The organism is Pseudomonas sp. W5-01 (assembly GCF_046540435.1).
GTDB classification, from domain to species: Bacteria; Pseudomonadota; Gammaproteobacteria; order Pseudomonadales; family Pseudomonadaceae; genus Aquipseudomonas; species Aquipseudomonas graminis_B.
In genome coordinates this window covers 141,081-159,936 of sequence record NZ_JAXCIP010000010.1, presented here as the reverse complement: position 1 = coordinate 159,936, position 18,856 = coordinate 141,081, and the positions used below count along the sequence as shown (strand labels likewise).

Here is an 18,856-nt window from a genome sequence, read left to right as displayed (position 1 = left end):
GCAGGCGGGCCTGTTGCACGCAATCGGGTTGAGGGCAATTCATGTCACCGTGGCTGACAGTCGTGGGAATCGGTGAGGACGGCTATAAAGGTCTGGGCCGAAACGCTCGGCACGCGCTGCTGCAGGCGCGGCAGGTGTTCGGCGGCCCGCGGCAGCTGGCCTTGCTGCCGCCGTGCATTCAGGCCGAGCAGCGCCAGTGGCCGAGCCCGTTTTCCCTGAGCCCGGTGCTGGAGCAGCGTGGCGACCCGATCTGCGTGCTGGCCAGCGGCGACCCCATGTTGTTCGGCGTCGGCGCGAGCCTGTCGAAACACGTCCCCTTCGCTGAGATGCGGGTTATTCCAGCGCCGTCTTCTTATTCGCTGGCGGCGGCCCGTCTGGGTTGGGCGTTGCAGGACGTGGTGACGCTGTCAGTCGTCGCCCGCCCGGCCGCGGCCTTGAATGCTCACCTGCAACACGGCCTGCGCCTGCTGGTGCTGAGCAACGACGGCTCCAGCCCGGCGGCCATCGCGGCGCAGCTCCGCGAACGCGGGTTTGGCCCGAGCCGCATGATCGTGCTCGAACACTTGGGCGGCAGCGCCGAGCGACAGATCGAAGGCACCGCCGGTGAGTGGAACGCCACGGACATCGCGGCGCTGAACCTGGTCGCCATCGAATGCCGCGCCCAGCCTGATGCATTGCGTCTTTCGCCGCTGGGCGGTCTGCCGGACGAGGCATTTCGGCATGACGGTCAGCTCACCAAGCGCGACGTGCGGGCCATCACCCTGGCAAGGCTCGCCCCTGTTCCCGGTGAACTGCTGTGGGACGTGGGCGCAGGCTGCGGCTCCATCGGCATCGAGTGGATGCGCGCGCACCCGACCTGCCGCGCCATCGCCGTCGAGGCAGATGAGGGACGGCAACAACTGATCGAATTCAACCGCGATGCGCTGGGTGTGCCAGGCCTGCAACTGATTCGCGGACGTGCGCCCGATGCGCTGGAAGGCCTTGAACAACCGGACGCGATCTTCATCGGCGGCGGCGTGACGCGCGAAGGTGTGCTGCACGCGTGCTGGGAAAACCTGCGCTCCGGCGGTCGACTGGTCGCCAATGCCGTCACGCTGCAAAGCGAAGCGATGCTGGTTAACTGGCGCGAGCAATACGGCGGCGAACTGACCCGCATTCACCTGGCCCACGCCAAACCACTGGGCGAATTCGACACCTGGCGTCAGGCGCTGCCGATCACGCTGCTCGAAGCGATCAAACCCTGATGCGCGACGAAACCGCCGAACAGCCCGCGCCATTACGCAGCGGCTTGACCACTGGCAGCTGCGCCACTGCGACGTCCCTCGCCGCCGCGCGCCTGTTGCTGGCCGGCGAGACCAACGATGCCATCGAAATCACGCTGCCCAAAGGCAAGTGCGTGCAGATGCGCCTGGAATTCTGCCGTCTGATTGCGGGCGGCGCGGAGGCCGGCACGCTCAAGGATGCCGGTGACGATCCGGACGTTACCCACGGCGCGCTGGTGTCTGCCCAAGTCAGGCTGGTCCCTGAGCCCGGCGTGCGATTTGTCGCGGGCGAAGGCGTGGGTACCGTCACCCGCCCAGGTTTGGTGCTGGGTGTCGGCGAGCCGGCGATCAATCCGGTGCCGCGCAGGATGATGGCCGAACACCTGACGCATCTGGCCCAAGAGGTGAGCTATGGCGGCGGGTTTGAAGTGACGGTCTGCGTCGAAAACGGCAGCGCGCTGGCTTTGAAAACCATGAACCCGCGGTTGGGGATTCTCGGCGGCCTGTCGATTCTGGGCACCAGCGGGATCGTTCGTCCCTTCTCCTGCGCGGCGTACATCGCGTCGATCCACCAGGGCATCGACGTCGCGCGCACCAACGGTTACCAGCACATCGCCGCCTGCACCGGCAACGCCAGCGAAGACACGATGCGTCGCGTGTATCAGATCCCGGACATCGCACTGATCGAGATGGGGGATTTTGTCGGCGCTGTGCTCAAGCACCTGCGCAAAACCCCGGTAGAGCGGCTCAGTGTCTGCGGCGGTTTCGGCAAGATCAGCAAGCTGGCGGCGGGCCATATGGACCTGCACAGTCGCCACTCCAGTATCGATCTGGTTCAGCTCGCGCGCTGGGCTGCCGATGTGGGCGCGGACGCCGAGCTGCAACAGAACATTCGCCAGGCCAACACCAGTCAGCAAGCGCTGGCCATGGCCTCCGCCGTCGGCATCGCGCTGGGTGATGCGGTCTGTCAGCACGCGCTGGATTTCGCCCGCAGCGTGGTGCCGGCGCAGGTTGAGGTCGAGGTCTTCGCCATCGACCGGCAGGGCGGGATCGTCGGCCACGCGGGAGGTTTTGATTGAACTCACACACCCTGAAACGCGTACTATTGCTCGGCGGCGTCACCGACGCACTGGCGATCGCCCGTACGCTGGGGCCTCAGCACGTTTACAGCCTGGCGGGCGTGGGTCGCGTGCCCACCGACCTGCGCTGCGAAGTCCGTGTGGGCGGGTTCGGCGGCGCTGAAGGGCTGGCAAACTTCGTACAGCAAACAGGCATCGATCTGATCCTGGACGCGACGCACCCTTACGCTGCGCAGATGAGCCAGAACGCTGTCACGGCGGCAAAGCTGACCGGTGTTCCCTGCTGGGCATTGCGTCGACCCGCGTGGCAGGCGGGGCCGGACGATGACTGGCGCGAAGTTGCGGACTGGGCAGAATTGATCGCCGCCCTCACCCCCTTTCAACGCCCCCTGTTCACCTTGGGCCGCGAACCTTTGCAGCACCTGCACGAGATTCCCGCCCATCAGTTCTGGACGCTGCGGGCCCTGGACATCTACCCCGGCAACGAACGCTGTGAAGTGATCGGCGCGCGCGGCCCTTTCCGGCTGGAGGATGAGCGCGAGTTGTTCGAGACTCGCAACATCGACGTCCTTATCAGCAAGAACAGCGGCAGCACGGCCACCGAGCCGAAGCTGGAGGTGGCGCGGGAGCGCGGGGTGCCGGTGCTGGTGTTGAAACGGCCGATGCTGCCGGAGGTGGATCGGGCCTTTTGGAGTGTGGGCGAGGTGTTGGCTGCGTTGCAGAATGCTGAAGATGCCAGCTAGCTGTGTGGCATCCGTCTGGCCCCCTGCTGAACCCTTCCTGAACCAAATCCGCCCCGCGACATAACGTCGCGGGCGGGCTTTTTACATCTGGCGGCTGATCAGGCTAAATGGCCGGCATGAGAAAACAACAAGATCAAATCATCACGCAGAAGCGGCGCCGGGCGTTCGCCTGGGTGGCCTGTTTCGCACTGTTGTTCGGCGTGCTGGCGATGCCGATGACGCCGACCATGCCGCGCCCCGAGGGTGAGCGGCTGGTCTGGGGAAGCGGCTGCACAGACGCCGCATCACGCCTGGCCATGACGCCCGTTGAAGTCATCGATAAACAATCGTCCTATCACCCCGACATCGCGTTCGTGCAGCACTGCGCCTGCTGCACAAACGCCACGCCACTGGTTGCAGTGCCGACCCTCATCGGTTTTGGATTGTTCGCCCTGGTCGAACCGGTGCGTTTCCCTGTTGCGGTACTGGTGCTGCGTGCGCCGCCCCTTCAGCGCTGGCCTGCACGCAATCCGCACGCATCGCCCCGGGTCTGATGAGTCGACCTTGCCCTGGCGCACCTGAATGAACCGGAGACCTGCGTTGATGCTGAACAAAATCCTCCTGCTGATCGCCCTTGCGCTGCCAGCGGCTTTCGTTGAAGCCCAGGATTACACCAAGGGCCAATTGGTCGTCGCGCAGCCATGGTCCATGGCGTTGCCGCCCAACGCGCCCACCGTCGCTGCCTATTTTGTGATCACCAACGGAGGCGCGGAGAACGATAAGCTGAAAGCGGTCGACAGCCCCATCGCCGGTGCCGCTCAGCTGCATGAGCACGTCAGCCAGGACGGCCTGATGAAAATGCAGCACGTCGAGACGGTGGATATCCCCGGCGGCGGCACCGCGACATTCGCCCCCATGGCCTATCACGTCATGCTGCTGGATCTGAAAGACCGCGCCCGACTGATCGACGGGCAGAGCTTCCCCCTCACACTGCACTTTGAGAAAGCGGGCGACCTGACCGTTGACGTCATGGTATTGAAACAGCCACCCGATGCTGCCGCCCCGGCCCACGCCCACTGACCCGCCGAATCCCGACGCCGCCCCCTTGAACCGTCCGCCCGCGAACCGCGCCCGATCAGCCCACGCCCCTCGTCACTCGCAGGGTGCGTGGCTGAGCCTGTTCGCCATGCTGATGATCTTCATCGGCCCGCTGATCTCGCAGTCGATGCCCATGGAGCATCACAGCAGTATGGCAATACCCGCGCCGACTTCGATGTCGATGTCGATGCATGGCGAAATGGACATGTCGGCCTCGATGGACATGGCCATGGAGATGGGCGCGGGCGAACACAGCGGCCACGCCAAGGCCGAACTGGACGCCGGCGTCGATCACGTCATCTGGGCCAAATGCGGCTATTGCACACTGCTGTTCAGTTGCCCGGCGCTCACCAAAACCGTCGCCGTCCTGGCCCCCGTCCCGCCCAGACCCGCTGACTTCTACAACGAGGCCACGCAACTCGGCCACGCCCAGCGCAACGTCTTCCCCAACGCCCGCAGTCGCGCGCCGCCCCTCTCGTCAGTCGCCTGAACGCCACAAATTGACTCGCACCCGCTGACGGCTTCTCTGGCTGCCAGCGGGTTGCGCCGTGTTTTCCCTGACGGGAGCGTTGCACCATGTCCAAACCTAATGTGTCTTTCTACAACCTGGCGTGGCGATGGCATTTCTATGCCGGCCTGTTCGTCGCGCCGTTCATGATTCTGCTGGCGGTCACCGGGATCATTTACCTGTTCAAACCTCAGCTCGACGCGCTGATGTACAGCGACCTGCTGACGGTTAAACCCGCGCACCACTCACTCAGTGCCGATGACCTGCAAAAGCGTGTGCTGACGGCCTTTCCACAGGCTCAGGTGAGCAAATACCTGCCGCCGCTGAATGCCGAGGGCAGCGCGCAGTTCGTGGTCAAAAACGCCGGCCGCGACATGAACGTGTTCATCGATCCCTACAGCGGCACGGTGCTTGGCACCCAGGACGCAAAGCAAAACCTGCAAGCCATCGCGCGCGAACTGCACGGCGAACTGATGATCGGCACCGTCGGCGATCGGCTGGTGGAACTGGCCGCCGGCTGGGGCATCGTGCTGGTGGTTTCGGGCGTGTACCTGTGGTGGCCACGCGGTCGATCACCCGCCGGCGTGCTCTGGCCTCGTCTCTCCGCCCGAGGCCGCATTCTCTGGCGCGACCTGCACGCGGTGACCGGATTCTGGGGGTCGGTGGCGCTGCTGTTCATGTTGCTGAGCGGCATGACCTGGACCGGCATGTGGGGGAAGGTGTATGCCGATGTCTGGAACACGTTTCCGGCGGCGATGTGGAATGACGTGCCCAAGTCGGACAAGCAGGCGGGCGCCTTGAACAGCGCCAGTGTGCAGACCGTGCCGTGGGCCATGGAAAACACGCCGATGCCGGTGTCGTCCGGGGATCACGCCGAGCACATGAATCACGCGCACATGTCCAGCGCTCCCGCAGCGCCGGGCATCTCCCTGCAGCAGGTAGTGGACATCGCCAAGGCGCGCACTATCGAACCGGGCTACAGCATCACCCAACCGAAAACCGCCGATGGCGTGTTCACCGTCTCCGTGTTCGCCGACGACCCGCGCAATGACGCCACGCTGCATGTCGATCAGTACAGCGGCAAGGTGCTGGCGGACGTGCGTTACAGCGATTACAGCACCGTGTCCAAGGCCACTGAACTGGGCGTGATGCTGCACGAAGGCAAGATGTACGGCTGGGTAAACCAGCTGCTGATTCTGTTCATCTGCCTGATGGTGCTGCTGAGTTCGGTGAGCGGAATCGTGATCTGGTGGAAGCGTCGCCCGCAGAACGGTTTCGGCGTTCCGCCGTTGCGTCATGACCTGCCGCGCTGGAAAGCCGCAACGGTGGTGATGGTCGCGCTGGGCGTGGCGTTTCCGCTGGTAGGGGTTTCGATGCTGGCGGTATGGATGCTCGATCGAATAGTGCGTTCGCGCTTTGCCAAAACGGCGACAACAGCTTAGATTGCGTCTCGCGGAGCCTGGAACCTCTTTTGGGTGGTTTAGTGATGAATTCCTCCTCATTTCGGGTTTCAGGCTTCGCACCTGTTTTTCTGATCGTCGAATGTCCCACCTCCTCCGCGAAAACTCCTACCCGTCTGGTCGCTTTTCCTTTACCTCCAGACTTGGCTCCGCCTACAGACGCGCGCCTCACGCCCTGACTCCATGAAACGAGTCGCCGAACCCGTCGGTTCTGCGAGTCATCCCTCATGCATACGAACAGGCGCCATGAATTCCACGAACGTTACCGCTCCATCCATGCTCGACGTCGACAGCTCTGCCTTGACGATTTACACACTCCCCGATTTCACCCAGGCCCTTGAACAGACGCTCACTGACTGCCTTCGCCTGAGCCATCGCGGGCTGGCGTTCGATTACGCCCGTGCCCGGCTGGTCTGCCAGGAGCGAAGCATCGAACCCGGCGCAAGCGAAGTCACCAGCAGTTACCCGCTGCTTGCCAGCCTGACAGCCCACTTCACCGGGCTTTTTCAGTGGCAGAACGTCGAGTCTGCCGGGCTCTACACCACTGAGTTTCCTTCGCCGGACACGCCCTCCATCGGCGGGCTGGACCGCGACGCACTGATCGCTCTGTATGCAGCCGTCGCGCAGGCCCTGCCCGCCCGCTACAAACAAACACTGTCGGATCATTGGGCAGAGCTTCAACCCTCCGGTAAAAAGCGGGGAGACGACTTCCTCGCGGATCGGGTCAAATTGCTCAGGCTGGAGGGCCAGATGCGAGTCGAAAAAGGTGAGTTTCGTCCGTATCTGTACAGCATGCTCGACGCCACACTGGATTACGGCATGGACACCTCGGCGGACCCACTGCAGAAGCACGACGTCTTTAACCTGTGGTTGGGGACAAGCTCCACCGCACTGTTTCCCCTGACAGGGGCGTTTGTCATCACCGAGCAACGCAGCGATCAGGTTCCGGCACCTGACGACGAGTCAGTAGGAGAGGTCGTTCTCTACACCCCTGCCGGCAGTCTGGAACGATTCGATTCAGTGAATCAGCTCACCGGCACCCTCACCCGTCGCCTTGCCGACGAGACGCAACGCCGCCAGTTACTGGGCCATCTCAGGCTCAACGATGTCATCACAATGGCGCTGCCCAACGCTGACGTTGAGCAGCCCCCTGTACGCTGGGGCCTGCAGAAGCTGGGCAATAATTTCATGAGCCTGCTGCTGACATCGCAGATCATCAAACAGAAGGCTGACTTCGACCACGCGGTGAACATCGCTCAATCCCTGAACCTCAATCAGCCGTCGTTGCAGCGCCTCATTCTCGAGCTGATGGCCTCGGATCAACTGTTCGACAACCACCGCATCGAGCGGCAGCTGGATTGTGATGTGGTCCGCGAGCAGATGCCGGACTGGTGGGACAAAATGAGCGAAGAACAGCGGGCCGAATGGACCCGCGATGCGACGGCTTACGCTCAGTCTATCCGGGCCATCCGGCGCATCAGTCTGGACTACTTCAACACGCCGCAAGCTAACGGCGCCCACGTCATTACGGCCTACGTCGATGCAACGGTCACCGCCGCACTGGCAGAGAAAAATATCCAGCTGGCGCCTCGAAATATTCAGGTCATTGCGACGTTCCAGCATCTCGACGGTCCCTGTTTTACCCCCTTACCCCGACAGAAACGACAACCCGGTTCCAGACCCACTCGCTGCACGCATTGGCCCACGAAGACGCCCTACGGACGAACATCCAGAACGCCATCGAGTTACGGGCTGCAGACGAACACGGTGCAGAGATACCGGGGCTTTCTGGCGCTTTCGTGAGAGAGCTGCTAGCGCGAATCCAGATTCCAAAGCGGCTGGACGACTACCTAACCGAACACCTTGATCACTCCGAGTACGCTGGCCAGTTGAAGCGCCAGCACCGCGAGTTGCTGCTGGCGCGACTGGGCATGGCGTATAGGGAGAGTCAGCTCAACGGATTTCCCGAGAACCGGCTGCGCTGGATCAAAGCGGTACTGGAGGGCCCCGATTCGCAGCGGCGTCCGGGGGTGGACGAGGTCAATATCGAGGTGCGATTGCTGCACATTAGCGGGGTCAAGATCCCGGACGTCATGTTGATTGCCCCCGCTGGCAAATTCAGCAAGGGGCCTCTTGTGCTTTGCACGCTCAACGCCCCGGATAACGTGGTGTTCCGCGCATTCGACAGCATGTTCCACCTCACGAACGCTTTTCTGGAAAACGACACGTACAAATCCTACATGGCGAGGCTGCTGCCGCTGGCCGACAGACGCCAGGCCAGGCTGATGCTCGATTACGAAGAGTCGCTCAAGCACTGGCGCCTCCCGGACGTACTGGCGTCGCTGCCGAGTCCGCTTCCCATCCCGTCCCACTTTACGCATCCAGTGGTGTTTGTGACGCAGACGGGCGATCTGTTAGACGAGTATTTCGGGGGCAGGATCCGCCAGTTGAAAGAGGAAGCGAAATCGCTGCTGATCCAGCCCGGCAGTGGCGAGTCCCGGTGGCAAACCTTCGACATGGTGGTGAGCGTGGCCCTGCTGCTGTTGCCCCCGCCGGTCATGATCCCCCTCGCGCTCGGAATGGGCCTGGCCAACGCCTGGAGCGGCTTTCAAAAAGTCGATGAAAACGACTGGGACGGTGCCGCACAGGAGTTTATGGACGCGGCCGGTTATCTGCTGACTGCCGGTATCTCCCGCGCAGGTGGCGCAGCCTTCAAGGGCCGTCAACTGGCGGCGATAAAACGCCCGCACCTGGTCCGCCGCACCGGACGCCATGGACAGGTGCAGATCGGCTATCTGCTGTCACCCGCTGGGGCGCCCTACTTTGCCGAGTCGGGCATGATCACGAGGCTTGACCCGAAAAAATTTACCGAGATCACCCTCGATTCTGAAAAGGCCTACGTGGCTCGACGGTTCAACCTGTTCGGGCGGTGCCGCCTGTACCGCCCCTATTACCGAGACCCCGCGCTGCTGATCCATGAGGACGAATACGTTGTGCGGACAAGGACCGGGGGCTGGCGCAAGCTCTCGCAGCCGGTGGTGCGCCTGGCACCGAGCGCGAGTCGACAGGCCCGGCATGACCTAAGCCTGCTGCTCACCGGATGGCCGTTCCCGTCTGAAGGCATTAGCATTGCTGAACCGTCCCTCGATGAACCCCGGTTCCTGGCCCTGGCCGAACGCGCAAGGGCGGAGCTGTACCCCGAGCTCCTCGACTACATCGAAGGCGGATCCGCAGAGATCAATCAACTCCTGAGAAGCGGAGCGCGGACGCCCCGGACCCAGGCGTTTCTCAACCAGTTCTACCGCCTGCGTTCATGGAAAGGCGATGCGTTCCGTGCCGCGCGCGTCACGGACGAGGGTCTGCAACAATTACGACGCCAGCTCGGCGCGGTGTTTGTTGACGCAGGGGTGCAATCAGCGTCCATTAGCCGCGGGAATGCCGTGCGCTGGAGCCTGGACAGGTTCGTGACGGACCAGGCACTCAGTAATACGCGTCCGGTGTTTCTGATCTTTGCGCCGTCGGTACCGAAGAAGAACATGTTCTCGGATTTTCTTGCCGACCAAGTCGCTATCCCGCCCGGCACCCGCGTTCAGCTCAAAGCGTTTCAAGAGGTGAACGGACAGGCGTTCGCCTATTTCACCGCGCCGGACAACATCGTCTACGAAACCTTTGATCTGTTTACGGGGGAGCGTGAGCTTTTCGTGAGGTAGCAGCCCTTGCCGAGTGCGCCAGGCCAGTCAAACGAGGGGCGCCGGACGGTATCGCACCAGTTGAGCGCGCTTGACGCACCACCCGCCCCGCACCGATCCACATTGGTGCGCGGCGCCGGGTTCACGCGAAGTTTTGATTCCATTTTGCGACGCGCGCAGCCTTGGCCCAGCGTTTGCTAAAGCCTAAGCAGACTCAACTGTGCACCGCCAACAGCCGTCATCTAAAAAAATCAGAGAATGGAGCTAGCCAATGAAGCGTCGTAGTTTGCTGAAAGCGTTCACTTTGTCTGCATCGATCGCAGCGATGGGTTTGACCTGGACCGCTCAGGCGGCCGAGACCATCAAGGTCGGCATTCTGCATTCTTTGTCCGGCACCATGGCCATCTCCGAGACCTCGCTCAAGGACATGGCGCTGATGACCATTGATGAAATCAACGCCAAGGGCGGCGTCAACGGCAAGATGCTTGAGCCTGTGGTGGTCGACCCCGCGTCGAATTGGCCGTTGTTTGCCGAGAAGGGCCGCCAGTTGCTGACCCAGGACAAGGTCGCCGTGGTGTTTGGCTGCTGGACCTCGGTGTCGCGCAAGTCGGTGTTGCCGGTCTTCGAAGAGCTGAACGGCTTGCTGTTTTACCCGGTGCAGTACGAAGGCGAAGAGATGTCGCCGAACGTGTTCTACACCGGGGCCGCGCCCAACCAGCAGGCCATTCCTGCGGTTGAATACCTGATGAGCGAAGACGGTGGCGCGGCCAAGCGCTTCTTCCTGCTGGGCACCGACTACGTTTACCCGCGCACCACCAACAAGATTCTGCGCTCGTTCCTGCACTCCAAAGGTGTCGCGGACAAGGACATCGAAGAGGTCTACACCCCGTTCGGTCACAGCGATTACCAGACCATCGTGTCGAACATCAAAAAGTTCGCGGCGGGCGGCAAGACGGCGGTGATCTCAACGGTCAACGGTGACTCCAACGTGCCGTTCTATAAGGAACTGGGCAATCAGGGGCTGAAGGCCACCGACGTACCGGTTGTAGCGTTCTCGGTCGGCGAAGAAGAACTGCGCGGCGTCGACACCAAACCGCTGGTGGGCAACCTGGCGGCGTGGAACTACTTCGAATCGGTGAAGAACCCGGTCAACACCAAGTTCGTCGCCGACTGGAAGGCCTACGCCAAGGCGCACAACCTGCCGAACGCCGACAAGGCCGTGACCAACGACCCGATGGAAGCCACGTACGTGGGTATCCACATGTGGGCGCAAGCGGTCGAGAAAGCCAAATCCACCGACGTGGATAAAGTCCGCGAAGCCATGGCTGGCCAGACCTTCGCCGCGCCGTCGGGCTTCACCCTGACGATGGACAAGACCAACCACCACTTGCACAAACCGGTGATGATCGGCGAGATCAAGGCTGACGGTCAGTTCAACGTGGTGTGGCAGACCAAAGAGCCGATTCGCGCCCAGCCTTGGAGTCCGTTCATTCCGGGCAACGACAAAAAGCCTGACTACGCAGTGAAGAGCAACTAAGGAAAACAGGGTAAACGGTCGGTTGAAATGTTCCGGCTGAACCTTTCCCTGTGGGAGCGAGCTTGCTCGCGAATGCGATCTCACCGAGATCGCAGATGCCGTCTGACATCACGTGATCGCGAGCAAGCTCACGCCTACAGGTTCCCTGCATGACATTGCGTCATGCGGGTGCTCCCAGGACTCGATATGCCCAGATACTTCCACCACCTCATTCTCGCGCTGTGCCTGTGGCTGCCCTTCGCCGCCCACGCCAGCGATGCCGGCGACTTTGTCGCGGCCCAATCCTCCGAGCGCGCCCAACTGCTGGAAACCTGGGCCGCCAGGCCTGACCCGGCGCGCGTCGAGTTGCTGGTTGCCCTGCAGGACGGCCGCGTCGCCGCCGACAGCAGCAACCGGGCGTTCATCCAGAACGGCGACAGCTTCATCGCCGTCGACCCTGCCGCTCCCGCGCTGGCCGATGCGCCACACCCCGACACGCCACAGGCCATTAGCCTGAATAACCGCCTTCGCGGCCTGATCAACACCGCGCTGGCCAGCCATCAATTGCTCGCTGCCGACCCCAAGGTTCGCCTGGCCGCCGCGCAAATCCTGCAGAAAAGCGCGCGCCCGGCGCAATTGCCGTTGCTGGTGCAACAAGTGGCGAGCGAACAGGACGACAGCGTCCATTCGGCCCTTAATCTGGCGCTGGCCAACCTGCAGCTGGTGGACGTGAGCCCTACCGTGCGGCTCGCCGCGGTGCGCCTGCTCGGTGAAACCGGTGATCCACTGGCCCGCACCCGGCTGGAAACCCTGCTCGAACCCAACGTTGAAACCGACCCCACCGTGCGTCTGGCGGCGGAGACAAGCCTGGCTCAGGTCAAACGCAAATTAATGATCGGCGAGATCCTCGGGCAAGCCTTCGCCGGCCTGTCACTGGGATCGATTCTGCTGCTGGCGGCGCTGGGGCTGGCGATCACCTTTGGCCTGCTCGGTGTGATCAATATGGCCCACGGCGAGATGCTGATGCTCGGCGCCTACGCCACCTACGTCGTGCAGATGATGTTTCAGCGCTACGCCCCAGGCGCCCTTGAGTTTTATCCGCTGGTGGCGCTGCCGATCGCGTTTTTCGTCACCGCGTGCATCGGCATGGCCCTGGAACGTACGGTCATCCGCCACTTGTACGGTCGCCCGCTGGAAACACTGCTGGCGACCTGGGGCATCAGCCTGATGCTGATCCAACTGATTCGCGTGGTGTTCGGCGCGCAGAACGTCGAAGTGGCGAACCCGGAATGGCTGTCGGGCGGCATTCAGGTGCTGCCCAATCTCGTGCTGCCCTGGAACCGCATCGTCATCATCGCCTTCGCGCTGTTTGTCGTCGTGCTGACCTGGCTGCTGCTGAACAAAACCCGCCTGGGCCTGAACGTGCGTGCCGTCACCCAGAACCGCAACATGGCCGCCTGCTGCGGCGTGCCCACCGGGCGCATCGACATGATGGCCTTCGGGCTCGGCTCCGGCATTGCCGGCCTGGGCGGCGTGGCACTCAGCCAAATTGGCAACGTCGGTCCTGACCTGGGCCAGAGCTACATCATCGACTCCTTCCTCGTGGTCGTGCTCGGCGGCGTCGGGCAACTGGCCGGCAGCGTCACCGCAGCCTTCGGGCTGGGCATCGCCAACAAGATTCTCGAACCGCAGATCGGCGCGGTACTGGGCAAGATCCTGATCCTGGCGCTGATCATTCTGTTCATTCAGAAACGTCCGCAAGGCCTCTTCGCACTCAAAGGACGGGTGATCGACTGATGAATCAGCCATTAATGGTCACTGCCGCGCAACGCGCCGGCACCCAAGTCACGGTCGCGGTCGGCGTGGTGATTCTTGCCTTGCTGATCGCCCTGCCGTTGCTGTCCCTGCTGCCCGAGAGCAACAGCCTGCAGGTGTCGGCTTATACGCTGACGCTAGTAGGCAAGATCCTCTGCTACGCGATCGTTGCCCTGGCGCTGGACCTGGTCTGGGGTTACGCCGGCCTGTTGTCCCTCGGCCACGGGCTGTTCTTCGCGCTGGGCGGTTACGCGATGGGCATGTACCTGATGCGCGAAGCGTCGGGCGACGGTCTGCCGGCGTTCATGACCTTTCTGTCGTGGACCGAACTGCCGTGGTACTGGGTCGGCACCCAGCATTTCCTCTGGGCCATGTGCCTGGTGGTCCTGGCGCCGGGGTTGCTGGCACTGGTGTTCGGCTTCTTCGCCTTCCGCTCGCGGATCAAGGGCGTGTACTTCTCGATCATGACCCAGGCCCTGACCTTCGCCGGCATGCTGCTGTTTTTCCGCAACGAAACCGGCTTTGGCGGCAACAACGGTTTCACCAACTTCCGCAGCATTCTGGGGTTCAGCATCACCTCCCAGGGCACTCGCGCGGTGTTGTTTCTGCTGACGGTGGCGCTGCTGGCGGGCAGCTTGTTTGTCGGCTGGCGTCTGGCCCGCAGCAAGTTCGGTCGTGTCTTGACCGCCGTGCGCGATGCGGAGAACCGTTTAATGTTCTGCGGCTACGATCCGCGCGGTTTCAAGCTGTTTGTCTGGGTGTTGAGCGCCGTGCTGTGCGGGCTGGCCGGGGCGTTGTACGTGCCGCAGGTGGGCATCATCAACCCGAGCGAAATGTCGCCGACCAACTCCATTGAAGCGGCCGTCTGGGTCGCCCTGGGCGGTCGCGGCACGCTGATCGGCCCGCTGCTTGGCGCAGGTGTAGTCAATGGCATGAAGAGCTGGTTCACCGTGGCCTTCCCTGAATACTGGCTGTTCTTCCTCGGCGCGCTGTTCATCGTGGTGACGCTGTACCTGCCCAAAGGCGTGATCGGCCTGATCAAAAAAAGGGGCGAGCAATGAAAAGCACTCCGACGCCCGCATTCGATCCGGTGCTCGACCCGAACAGCGACGCCGGCACCAGCCGCGACGCCATCGGCCTTGGTCAGGTCGCCGGCAAAGGACTGAACACCTTGCACGGCACGATCCTGACGCTGGAAGACATCAGCGTCAGTTTCGACGGTTTCAAGGCCCTCAACGATCTGAATCTGTACATCCGCGTCGGCGAGCTGCGCTGCATCATCGGCCCCAACGGCGCAGGCAAGACCACGCTGATGGATGTGATCACCGGCAAGACCCGCCCCAGTCACGGCAAGGCTTGGTTCGGCGAAACCCTCGATCTGACCAAGATGAGCGAAGTGCAGATCGCCCAGGCCGGCATCGGCCGCAAATTTCAGAAACCGACGGTGTTTGAAGCGCTGAGCGTGTTCGAAAACCTGGAGTTGGCGCAGAAGACCGACAAATCGGTGTGGGCCAGCCTGCGGGCAAAGCTCAACGGCGAACAGCGCGACCGCATCGACGAGGTGCTGGAAACCATTCGCCTGACGGCGTCGATGTCGCGCCCCGCCGGGCTGTTGTCCCACGGCCAGAAGCAGTTTCTGGAGATCGGCATGTTGCTGGTCCAAGACCCGCAACTGCTGCTGCTCGACGAGCCTGTCGCCGGCATGACCGACGCCGAAACCGAATTCACCGCCGAGCTGTTCAAGAGCCTGGCCGGCAAGCACTCGCTGATGGTGGTCGAGCACGACATGGGCTTCGTCGGCAGCATCGCCGACCACGTCACCGTCCTGCACCAGGGCAGCGTGCTGGCGGAAGGAACGCTGGAAGACGTGCAGGCGGATGAAAGAGTTATCGAAGTGTATTTGGGGCGGTAAACCGCCCAGCGGCAAGCTTTTAGCTGCAAGCGGCGAGCTGAAGCCAAACGCATGACCCGCTTTTTCTTGCAGCTTGCAGCTGATGAATCCGAGGAAATCAAATTGTTAACCGTCACTCAGCTGCATCAATTCTACGGCGGCAGCCACATCCTCCGCGGCCTGTCGTTTGACGTAAAAATCGGCGAGGTCACGTGCCTGCTCGGTCGTAACGGTGTGGGCAAGACCACGCTGTTGAAAGTGCTGATGGGGCTGCTGCCCGCCAAAGAAGGCGTTGTGCAGTGGGAAGGCAAGCCGATTACCGGTTTCAAGCCCCACCAGCGCGTGCATTCCGGCATCGCCTACGTGCCCCAGGGCCGGGAGATTTTCGGGCGGCTGACCGTTGAGGAAAACCTGCTGATGGGCCTGTCACGCTTTCCGGGATCGGAGGCGAAGGAAGTCCCGGCGTTCATCTACGAGCTGTTCCCGGTGTTGCTGCAGATGAAGCACCGGCGCGGTGGCGACCTGTCCGGCGGTCAACAACAGCAACTGGCGATCGGTCGCGCCCTCGCCAGTCGCCCTCGCCTGCTGATTCTCGACGAACCCACCGAAGGCATTCAGCCCTCGGTGATCAAAGAAATCGGCGCGGTGATCAAAAAGCTCGCCGCCCGCGGTGACATGGCGATCCTGCTGGTCGAGCAGTTCTACGACTTTGCCGCCGAGCTGGCGGACCAGTACATCGTCATGTCCCGCGGCGAGATCGTGCAGCAGGGGCGCGGCGAAAACATGGAGGCCGAAGGCGTTCGGGGTCTGGTCACCATTTAATTAATGCGCCGATCAGCTAAGGTACTGACCTTCGATAAAACGATAATCGACTTATGAATCTTCCTGCCCACACCGCCCTGTTCACCCCCAGCTGGCATGCCGAGCTGGAGCTGGCGTATGGGCGTTTCGGCGACAGCACGCGCCCGACGCAACGACGCCACAAAGGTCCGTTGCGGGTGCAAAAGCATCTGTACGCCGAAGGGCCGCAGGTCTGCCAACACATCATCGTTCACCCGCCGGGCGGCATTGCCGGCGGCGATCGGCTGGACATCAGCGCCAGCGTCGGCGCCAACGCCTGGGCGCAATTGACCAGCCCCGGCGCAGCGAAGTGGTACCGCGCGGCGGGTCCGGCCTATCAGCAACTGGACATAAACGTCTCTGCAGGCGGCACGCTGGAATGGCTGCCGCAGGAATCCATCGTCTTCAGCGAAGCCAAGGCTGAACTGACCACGCAGATCGATCTGGAAGGCGACGCCCGGCTGTTCTATTGGGACGTGGTTGCGCTGGGCCGGCCGGCCAGTGGGGAGCATTTCGATCAGGGCCACTTTCAGGCGCATCTGGATATCCGGCGTGACGGCAAGCTGTTGTGGCACGAGCGCCAGCGCATCGTCGGCAATGACGGCTTGCTGGATTCGCCTATCGGCCTGTGCGGCAAACCGGTGTTCGCGACGCTGATCGTGACCGGGGAAATCGACGCTGATTTGATGGAGCGCTGCCGCGAGCTGGCCGCACATTCAGCCGTGCGCGGCGACCTCAGCCAGTTGCCAGGGTTGATCATCGCCCGCTGCCTGGCAGACGAAGCCCTGCACGCGCGGGCCTGGCTGATTGAATTATGGAGGCTGCTGCGCCCTGCCCTGTTGGGCCGGGAGGCGGTGGCGCCGAGGATCTGGAGCACCTAAACGAAACTGGCCATCTGTAGGAGCGTGGCTTGTCCGGCGATCGGCGACGAAGTCGTCGTAAACCGGCCCATACGGTCCTCATGACAGATCGAAGGAAGGCCATGACTGCCGCTTCGCGTCAGATCGCGGGACAAGCCACGCTCCTACAGAGTTTGCGGCGATTTCTCTATTCGGAACTTAATAACGGACAAAACCCATGGATCTGACCCCACGCGAAAAAGACAAGATGCTGATCTTCACCGCAGGCCTGGTCGCCGAGCGACGGCTGGCACGCGGTGTGAAGCTTAATTACCCGGAAGCGATGGCCTTCATCTCCGCCGCCCTGCTGGAAGGTGCGCGTGACGGCCAGACCGTCGCCGACCTGATGCACTACGGCACCACCCTGCTGACCCGTGACCAGGTGATGGAAGGCATCCCGGAAATGATCCCGGAGATCCAGGTCGAGGCGACCTTCCCGGATGGCACCAAGCTGGTCACCGTGCATCAGCCGATTGCCTGAACGGCCCATTGAACCTGAGAAGCCCGTTGAAACAGCCACACAGGAACCCGTGGAAACGAACATGACCTATTCGATCCGTGACGCTTTGCTGACTGACATGCCGGCCGTGCTGGCGATCTACAACGACGCCGTGCTCAACACCACGGCGATCTGGAACGAGCAGCCGGTGGACCTTGCCAACCGCGAAACCTGGTTCGCCGCGCGCCAGGCACAGGCGTACCCGATTCTGGTCGCCGTCGACGACGAGGATCAGGTGCTGGGCTATTCGTCGTTCGGCGACTGGCGACCGTTCGAGGGGTTTCGTCACACCGTCGAGCACTCGGTTTACGTGCGTGCCGATCAACGGGGCAACGGCCTGGGTCCGCTGCTGATGAAAGCGCTGATCGAGCGCGCCCGCGCCTGCGACAAGCACATGATGGTCGCGGCAATCGAAAGCGGTAACGCGGCGTCGATTCACCTGCACGAGCGCCAAGGGTTTATCACCACCGGGCAAATGCCCCAGGTCGGCACCAAGTTCGGGCGCTGGCTGGACCTGACCTTCATGCAGCTGGACCTGTCGCCCGGCGCCTCTGCCCCACCTTCGCAAGCGCCCGGCCTCACGCCTGTCGCCTGAATGTTCATTCTGAAAGGATTTCGCCCATGAATGCCGCCCACTTACGCCGTGTCACGTCAGAAAGCTTCGCGCATTACCGCTCAGGCCTGGTGGCGCTGTTGCTGGACGCCGTCCGCCACGGGGCCTCGGTCGGTTTCATGGCCGATCTCGGCGCTGAAGAGGCCACCACGTGGTGGGACGGCGTCAAGGCCGAAGTCGAGCAGGGCAACGTGCTGCTCTGGGTGGTGGCAGAGGAAGACCAGGTGCTGGCGACGGTGCAACTGGCGCTGTGCCAGAAGGCCAATGGCCTGAACCGCGCCGAGGTACAGAAATTGCTGGTGCTCAGTCAGGCACGCCGGCGCGGGCTGGCGACGCAGTTGATGACCGCCGTGGAACAGGCAGCGCAGCAGCACCAGCGCGGGCTTTTGTTTCTGGACACACTGGCCGGTTCCGATGCCGAAGATTTCTATCGCGCGTCGGGGTATGAGCTGTCTGGCCTGCTGCCGGACTACGCCTGCAACCCCGACGGCGAATACAAGGCCACGGCCATTTACTACAAGTTACTGTCGAGGAAGAGCGCATGATTCCTGGTGAATACCAGATCCAGCCCGGCGACATCGAGCTCAACGCCGGTCGCCGGACCATCACCCTTAGCGTCGCCAACAGCGGAGACCGGCCAATTCAGGTCGGCTCGCACTTTCATTTTTTCGAAACCAACGACGCCCTGACCTTCGACCGCGCCGCCAGCCGGGGCATGCGCCTGAACATCCCCGCCGGCACCGCCGTGCGCTTCGAGCCGGGACAGGCGCGGGAAGTGGAACTGGTGGACCTGGCCGGGTTGAGGCGGGTTTTCGGGTTTGCGGGAAGAGTTATGGGTGAACTGTAAAACGCGTTCACTTTCCAGCCAGGTCAAGCTGCAAGCGCCAAGCCACAAGCGCCAAGCACAGCAGTCCGCGGCGTACACAACATTCGCTTTTACTTGCCGCTTGCCGCTTGAGGCTTGC

Annotated in this window: 19 protein-coding genes; all 19 read left to right on the top strand. The window is 62.5% G+C overall.

Translation table 11 applies throughout. The features are described from left to right. Positions 1-41: 41 nt before the first annotated feature. Positions 42-1,244, top strand: coding sequence for a precorrin-6y C5,15-methyltransferase (decarboxylating) subunit CbiE (gene cbiE / locus SLW75_RS25175; protein ID WP_410935734.1), 1,203 nt, complete (start codon positions 42-44; stop codon positions 1,242-1,244). After that, on the top strand, positions 1,244-2,341 hold the full coding sequence (locus SLW75_RS25170) for a cobalt-precorrin-5B (C(1))-methyltransferase (RefSeq protein WP_410935733.1): 1,098 nt from the start codon (positions 1,244-1,246) through the stop codon (positions 2,339-2,341). The genes cbiE and SLW75_RS25170 overlap by 1 nt, the downstream gene beginning before the upstream one ends. Positions 2,342-2,352: 11 nt before the next feature. After that, entirely contained in the window at positions 2,353-3,084 is a 732-nt protein-coding gene (locus SLW75_RS25165; RefSeq protein WP_296312287.1) for a cobalt-precorrin-6A reductase, read from the top strand. Between the two features lie 116 nt (positions 3,085-3,200). Further along, on the top strand, positions 3,201-3,617 hold the full coding sequence (locus SLW75_RS25160; RefSeq protein WP_065987877.1) for a DUF2946 domain-containing protein: 417 nt from the start codon (positions 3,201-3,203) through the stop codon (positions 3,615-3,617). A 49-nt stretch (positions 3,618-3,666) separates the two neighbouring features. Then, the gene (locus SLW75_RS25155; RefSeq protein WP_065987744.1) at positions 3,667-4,143 is read left to right on the top strand and encodes a copper chaperone PCu(A)C; all 477 of its coding nucleotides are present in this window, start codon (positions 3,667-3,669) and stop codon (positions 4,141-4,143) included. A 25-nt stretch (positions 4,144-4,168) separates the two neighbouring features. Next, positions 4,169-4,651: a DUF2946 domain-containing protein gene (locus SLW75_RS25150; protein ID WP_274605129.1), complete on the top strand. Its 483-nt coding sequence runs from the start codon at positions 4,169-4,171 to the stop codon at positions 4,649-4,651. 86 nt (positions 4,652-4,737) lie between these two features. Further along, entirely contained in the window at positions 4,738-6,111 is a 1,374-nt protein-coding gene (locus SLW75_RS25145) for a PepSY-associated TM helix domain-containing protein (protein WP_410935732.1), read from the top strand. Positions 6,112-6,375: 264 nt separating this feature from the next. Further along, complete coding sequence (locus SLW75_RS25140) at positions 6,376-7,932, top strand: dermonecrotic toxin domain-containing protein (RefSeq protein ID WP_410935731.1); 1,557 nt, start codon at positions 6,376-6,378, stop codon at positions 7,930-7,932. Beyond that, the gene (locus tag SLW75_RS25135) at positions 7,929-9,839 is read left to right on the top strand and encodes a dermonecrotic toxin domain-containing protein (RefSeq protein ID WP_410935730.1); all 1,911 of its coding nucleotides are present in this window, start codon (positions 7,929-7,931) and stop codon (positions 9,837-9,839) included. The genes SLW75_RS25140 and SLW75_RS25135 overlap by 4 nt, the downstream gene beginning before the upstream one ends. 250 nt (positions 9,840-10,089) lie before the next feature. Beyond that, on the top strand, positions 10,090-11,355 hold the full coding sequence (gene urtA, locus SLW75_RS25130; RefSeq protein ID WP_122533769.1) for an urea ABC transporter substrate-binding protein: 1,266 nt from the start codon (positions 10,090-10,092) through the stop codon (positions 11,353-11,355). A gap of 186 nt (positions 11,356-11,541) precedes the next feature. Further along, positions 11,542-13,131, top strand: coding sequence for an urea ABC transporter permease subunit UrtB (gene urtB / locus SLW75_RS25125; protein WP_410935729.1), 1,590 nt, complete (start codon positions 11,542-11,544; stop codon positions 13,129-13,131). Then, positions 13,131-14,210 carry an urea ABC transporter permease subunit UrtC gene (urtC, locus tag SLW75_RS25120; protein ID WP_410935728.1) on the top strand — a complete coding sequence of 360 codons (1,080 nt, stop codon included), beginning with the start codon at positions 13,131-13,133 and terminating at the stop codon, positions 14,208-14,210. The genes urtB and urtC overlap by 1 nt, the downstream gene beginning before the upstream one ends. Further along, a complete protein-coding gene (gene urtD, locus SLW75_RS25115; RefSeq protein ID WP_410935727.1) occupies positions 14,207-15,061 on the top strand; it encodes an urea ABC transporter ATP-binding protein UrtD in 855 nt (284 codons plus the stop codon). The genes urtC and urtD overlap by 4 nt, the downstream gene beginning before the upstream one ends. A 102-nt stretch (positions 15,062-15,163) precedes the next feature. After that, on the top strand, positions 15,164-15,862 hold the full coding sequence (urtE, locus tag SLW75_RS25110) for an urea ABC transporter ATP-binding subunit UrtE (protein WP_410935726.1): 699 nt from the start codon (positions 15,164-15,166) through the stop codon (positions 15,860-15,862). 53 nt (positions 15,863-15,915) lie between these two features. Continuing rightward, entirely contained in the window at positions 15,916-16,761 is an 846-nt protein-coding gene (locus SLW75_RS25105) for an urease accessory protein UreD (RefSeq protein WP_410935725.1), read from the top strand. A 196-nt stretch (positions 16,762-16,957) separates the two neighbouring features. Continuing rightward, complete coding sequence (locus tag SLW75_RS25100; protein ID WP_065987752.1) at positions 16,958-17,260, top strand: urease subunit gamma; 303 nt, start codon at positions 16,958-16,960, stop codon at positions 17,258-17,260. Between the two features lie 61 nt (positions 17,261-17,321). Beyond that, positions 17,322-17,873 (top strand): GNAT family N-acetyltransferase, encoded by a 552-nt coding sequence (locus SLW75_RS25095; protein WP_192133262.1) that lies wholly within the window; start codon positions 17,322-17,324, stop codon positions 17,871-17,873. Between the two features lie 26 nt (positions 17,874-17,899). Continuing rightward, the gene (locus SLW75_RS25090; RefSeq protein ID WP_410935724.1) at positions 17,900-18,436 is read left to right on the top strand and encodes a GNAT family N-acetyltransferase; all 537 of its coding nucleotides are present in this window, start codon (positions 17,900-17,902) and stop codon (positions 18,434-18,436) included. Beyond that, on the top strand, positions 18,433-18,738 hold the full coding sequence (locus tag SLW75_RS25085) for an urease subunit beta (protein WP_065987755.1): 306 nt from the start codon (positions 18,433-18,435) through the stop codon (positions 18,736-18,738). The genes SLW75_RS25090 and SLW75_RS25085 overlap by 4 nt, the downstream gene beginning before the upstream one ends. Positions 18,739-18,856: the final 118 nt, after the last annotated feature.